We start from the raw sequence: 4,981 nt of genomic DNA, 5'->3' as shown, positions 1-4,981 counted from the left end.
ATTAAAAAAACCATTTTAGCTGTAATTTTTGGACCAAAAGTTATATCTCTTTTATCATTAATATTAAACTTATACTCAGATAAAAATGAACCTGCTAAATCAAGATGTGTAAGATTATGATCATCACTGTCATTTTTAGCTGTTGAATAACCTCCTCCAACTGACCCCTCTAATCTATATCTTGATACTGTTATTTTAGATGAAAACGATATTAATCCTGTTATTAAAGTTGTTATAAATAATATTTTTTCATGTTTTCTCCTATATTTTTAATTATAAATAAAAAGGTGGTTAATCCACCTAATATTATATCAATCCTATTTCATTTAATTTTTCTAAAACTTCTACATCATCTAAAATGTTTTTAACTGAAATTAATTTTTTACTTTTAGTATCAACTTTAGGCGCTAATTTATCTGAACAAATTACCAAATCTACTCCTTCTATTTTATTTGATAATTCATCTATAGTACATGTATCAATTTCAATTTTTATTCCTTTATCTACAATTTTTTTCATTGTAGTTTTTAAAATCATACTTGTTCCAGTTCCACTTCCACATACTGCTAATACTTTCATATTTTTTCTCCTTAAGTTATGTATTTCACAATACATTTTATCATAAACTATATTTCTAATCAAGTACTTTTACTTCAGCATTTCTCAGCTTAATTATTTCATTTTTAATTCTTTCAACTGTAATTTCATTAAACATTCTAGGTATGTTAAACCAAATTTTATGAAAGCCATAAGGCCCCTCTATTAATTCATCCAAGGCTTCACTTATTTCATAACCTTGGTATATTATTCTATACATTCCTGCAATTAATCCTGTTCTATCAGAACCATGATAACAATGGAATAGCACTGCTCCATTTTCTTTTGAAAGTTCTATATCATATAATACATTTGCAACTTCTTCTGGAGTGATATCCCATGTTTTCAAAGGATTGTTTATTAATACTAAATCTGTTTCTTTAAATATTTTTTTATCTTTATCCCTATTAAAGTATCTTAGATTTATTATAGTTTTTATTCCAAGTTCATTAATAATTGATAAATCTTCTAATTCTAATTGTTTACTTCTGTATACTCCTTCATCTAATTTGTACATATTTTTTTCTTTATTAATCAATAAAATATGATCATTTGAATATACAAAACAAGATACCAAAAGTAAAAATAATAATATAATTTTTTTCATAATACCTCTTTTTTAAAATATTTCGTTATCACTCGTAGTAATTTCCTTATTTTTAAACATTTCTAGTAATTTTTCTACAGTTAAATTATTTTTTTCTTCATCCCTTATATCAAATATTATATTCCCTTTATGTAACATTATTAATCTATTTCCATATTTTATTGCATCTTCCATATTATGTGTAATCATAAATGTTATTAAATTTTTATTAGATTTAACTATTTCACTTGTTTTTTCAAGTATAATTTTTGCAGTTTCTGGATCAAGTGCAGCTGTATGTTCATCAAGTAATAATAATTTCGGTTTATTAAAAGTTGACATTAAAAGTGATAAACATTGTCTTTGTCCACCAGAAAGTAATCCAACATTTGTTTCAAGTTGATTTTCTATTCCTAAACCTAGTGTTTTAAGACTTTCTTTAAATTCTTCTATTTTAGATATTTCAAGTCCAAAACCAAATCTAAATTTCTTCCCCTTATTATATGCCATAGACATATTTTCTAACACTGTCATAGAAGGTGCTGTTCCACTTGAAACATTTTGGTGAACTTTAGAAATTAAATTCGCCCTCTTATATGCTTTAAGTTTTTCTATATTATTCCCTTCAAGTAATATCTCTCCACTATCTAATTCTATCTCACCACTTAATGTATTTAAAAATGTAGATTTTCCTGCACCATTAGACCCTATAACAGTAATAAAATCTCCAGCATTTGCTTCAAAATTTAAATTATCAAATACTATTTTTTCTTCTCCTAATTCACTACAGAATTTTTTATTTAAATTTATCATTTTAAGCATTACCTTTACCTCTTTTCTTTCCTACTGCAAGTATAATAGCAAGAAATACTGCTGTAATTATTTTAACATCAGTTGGTTTTATTGATAATTTAGATATTAAATCTTGACTAAATCCTAATGCGTAGAATAATTCATCTGTAATTGATGATGAATTAAGTGCAAAGTTAATGATAATATAGTAAATAATTGAACCAAGAATTACTATTGATATATTATTTATAGATCTACTTCTTTTAATTACACCCATACCAAATATTATTGAGGCAAGACCTATAATTATTGTCCCTACAGATGAAGAAAGATCTACCACTTTAATATATTGAGCAAAAAATGCTCCAGAACTTGCTACAAGTAAATTAGATAACATTAACCCTATAATCTTAACCTTACTTACACTTACTCCTAAATTAGAAACAAGTACTTCATTATCCCCTAAAGCTCTAAGTATTAATCCGAACTTAGATGTTAAAATGTAATCCATTATTAACTTTATAACAAAGACTATTATTAATAATAAATACATTGAAATGTCTTTACTATAATATACATAGCCTATTGAAAATATGTATATTACTATGTATATCATTAAACTTTTTAATACATCTTTATCTGGTTTTATTCTTCTATCGTATAAAACCTTGATAAATAGTAGTATTATTGAAATTATTATGAATATAGTGAAGTATTTTTCGTAAGTTATAATATAGAACCAACTTTGTTGATTTTCTAAAAATACATTAGGTTTATTAAGTATCCTTGCATTTATACTATACAAGGCTGTCATTGTTATTATACCTGAAAGTAATTTATTTATTCCATATTTTACATGTAAAATACCTGTTATAAGGCCAGCTATAGTTCCTGCTATGGCTGCAAATATTAAACCTATTATAGGATGGCTAGGAAATGCTATCATAGTTGCCGCAAAAGTAAACCCTCCCAAAGTAAATGAACCATCTACTGTTAAATCTGGGAAATCTAATATTTTGTATGTTATATACACTCCCATTACCATAATAGAGTAAATTAGTCCAAACTTAATGGATTCAGGAAGTAAGGTTATAAAAATCATCAAAGAATCCATATTTTAAAACTCCAATCCTAATAATTTAGCTGTATCTTTATTATATTCGAATTTTAAATTATCCATACCTTTTATTTCTATAAATTCAGGATTTTCACCCTTCATAATTCTTATAACTATCTTACCTGCTTCTTTCCCTAATTCATAATAATCTATACCTAAAGTCATTAATATTCCTGCATCAACATGTGATTTTTCAGCACCTAATGTTATTTTTTTAGCTTCTTTTGCTTTATCTGCTATAACATTTATAGTTGAAGCTACTAAATTATCTGCTGGTGTATATAAAGCATCTACTTCTTTTAATATAGATTCAGTAGCAATTGCTATTTCATTAATTTGACTCACTGATCTTTCAATTAATTCAATTTTATATTTATCTGTTATTCTTCTTAAATTTTCTACTTGAATTAAAGAATTTTGTTCAGCAGAACTATATACTATTCCCAATCTTTTAATTTTAGGCATTACATCTTTTAAAAGTAATATTTGTTTTTCTATATCAACAGAATCTAAAACTCCTGTAATATTTTTATTTATCAACCCTGCAGATTTAGCATCTGTAACAGCCGAAATAACTATAGGTATTTCACTTGTACTATTTTGTGCAACCTGTGCAGTTGGTGTAGCAATAGCATATATTAAATTAACTTTTTGATTTATTAGCTTTCTAATATTTAATACTAGTGTTGAAATATCCCCATTTGCATTTGTTTCTATAAATAAGGCGTTAATTTTATTAGCTTTTAATTCATCTTTAAACCCATTTCTTGTAGCATTTAATGCTGGATGGTCTACTATTTGACTTATACCTATTCTATAATCTGCTCTTTCTTTCTTATTTAAAAAGAAAAATAGTAAAATACCTAAAAGAGCTAATATTAAAAATATTTTTTTCATTTTCATCCTCCTTGGGTTATTGTAATTTTAATAATTTTAACACGGCATACCTTATTTGTAAAGCATATTTTAAACTCAAAAAGATGATTCAAATTTGAATCATCTTATTTTAGATAAAAAAATCACTTATTTTTACATAAAGTTATACGAAAATCCTAATTCTACCCCATTACCTCTATTTTTTATATTATCAAATCTATGAGTTATATTTGCCATCACACTCAACTTATCATTAAAACTTATCTCTCTTAATCCCCATTTTAATTCAAATGTATTCTTACTATTATTATAGTAATGTTTTTCTCTTTCTATTTCAACTCCTGATAAGTTTACATCATAATTCCAATTAAATTCCATATATGGATTTATATTATTAAGTCCTGTAAATAATGTTAAATGTGTACCTAATCTAGATCTTAAATTCGTATTACCAAAATATTTTATCCCCTCTACCTTTTCCATAACTGGATCTGTAACATAACTATATATAAATTGTTCATAAAGGCTTGCATGTAATTTCATCTTACCTATATACATATCTCCCCTTACTCCAGTTTCTATTGAAGCCTTTAACCCATGTAATCCATATGTATAAGAATCTTTTATATTTATCTTATTTTGTAAATATGTGTAATTTAGCCAACTATCTGCATAGAAATGTTTATTATTCCATGTTCCATATATACCTAATCCAAATACTCCTGTTTCTCCTTTAGAGGCTTTCTCAAATCCTATATTACCAAAAACCCCATACTTAATATATTTCTCTCCTATATCATATCCCATAAATATATTAGTAGTGTCATTATTTATATTTAAAGTATAGTCCTTATCATTTGTAAATACGTTTTTATTAAACATCTTTGTTGCTTTAGACCATAATTTTCCATTATTTAATATATTATGATCATTGTATGTTAAATTAAAATCATATTTTACCTTATAAATTGAATTTGCTATTATCCCTATAATTGCTTTATTATAATATTGAT

5 protein-coding genes and 1 pseudogene are annotated in these 4,981 nt (G+C 25.3%); all 6 read right to left on the bottom strand.

The features are described from left to right. Window positions 1-306: 306 nt before the first annotated feature. The gene (locus BUE91_RS05210; RefSeq protein WP_073508170.1) at window positions 307-579 is read right to left on the bottom strand and encodes a PTS sugar transporter subunit IIB; all 273 of its coding nucleotides are present in this window, start codon (window positions 577-579) and stop codon (window positions 307-309) included. A 55-nt stretch (window positions 580-634) separates the two neighbouring features. Continuing rightward, window positions 635-1,204, bottom strand: a complete 570-nt coding sequence (locus tag BUE91_RS05205; RefSeq protein ID WP_073508169.1) for a protein-tyrosine phosphatase family protein — start codon at window positions 1,202-1,204, stop codon at window positions 635-637. Between the two features lie 12 nt (window positions 1,205-1,216). Next, entirely contained in the window at window positions 1,217-2,005 is a 789-nt protein-coding gene (locus BUE91_RS05200) for an ABC transporter ATP-binding protein (protein ID WP_073508168.1), read from the bottom strand. Beyond that, window positions 1,998-3,089: an ABC transporter permease gene (locus BUE91_RS05195; protein ID WP_012858250.1), complete on the bottom strand. Its 1,092-nt coding sequence runs from the start codon at window positions 3,087-3,089 to the stop codon at window positions 1,998-2,000. Before BUE91_RS05195 ends, BUE91_RS05200 begins: the two co-directional genes overlap by 8 nt. A gap of 3 nt (window positions 3,090-3,092) precedes the next feature. Beyond that, window positions 3,093-3,989, bottom strand: a complete 897-nt coding sequence (locus BUE91_RS05190) for an ABC transporter substrate-binding protein (RefSeq protein ID WP_073508167.1) — start codon at window positions 3,987-3,989, stop codon at window positions 3,093-3,095. A 132-nt stretch (window positions 3,990-4,121) separates the two neighbouring features. Further along, window positions 4,122-4,981, bottom strand: a pseudogene (locus BUE91_RS05185) (autotransporter domain-containing protein); the annotation flags it as partial.

The sequence above is a fragment of the Streptobacillus notomytis genome (assembly GCF_001902585.1).
Classification (GTDB): domain Bacteria; phylum Fusobacteriota; class Fusobacteriia; order Fusobacteriales; family Leptotrichiaceae; genus Streptobacillus; species Streptobacillus notomytis.
Note: the sequence above shows the minus strand (reverse complement) of the source record. Positions and strands in the feature narration are given on the sequence as shown.

What these genes read in the sequence shown, in the direction of transcription:
- BUE91_RS05210 (WP_073508170.1), bottom strand. Translation starts at nt 579, where the DNA reads ATGAAAGTATTAGCAGTATGTGGAAGTGGAACTGGAACAAGTATGATT.
- BUE91_RS05205 (WP_073508169.1), bottom strand. Translation starts at nt 1,204, where the DNA reads ATGAAAAAAATTATATTATTATTTTTACTTTTGGTATCTTGTTTTGTA.
- BUE91_RS05200 (WP_073508168.1), bottom strand. Translation starts at nt 2,005, where the DNA reads ATGCTTAAAATGATAAATTTAAATAAAAAATTCTGTAGTGAATTAGGA.
- BUE91_RS05195 (WP_012858250.1), bottom strand. Translation starts at nt 3,089, where the DNA reads ATGGATTCTTTGATGATTTTTATAACCTTACTTCCTGAATCCATTAAG.
- BUE91_RS05190 (WP_073508167.1), bottom strand. Translation starts at nt 3,989, where the DNA reads ATGAAAAAAATATTTTTAATATTAGCTCTTTTAGGTATTTTACTATTT.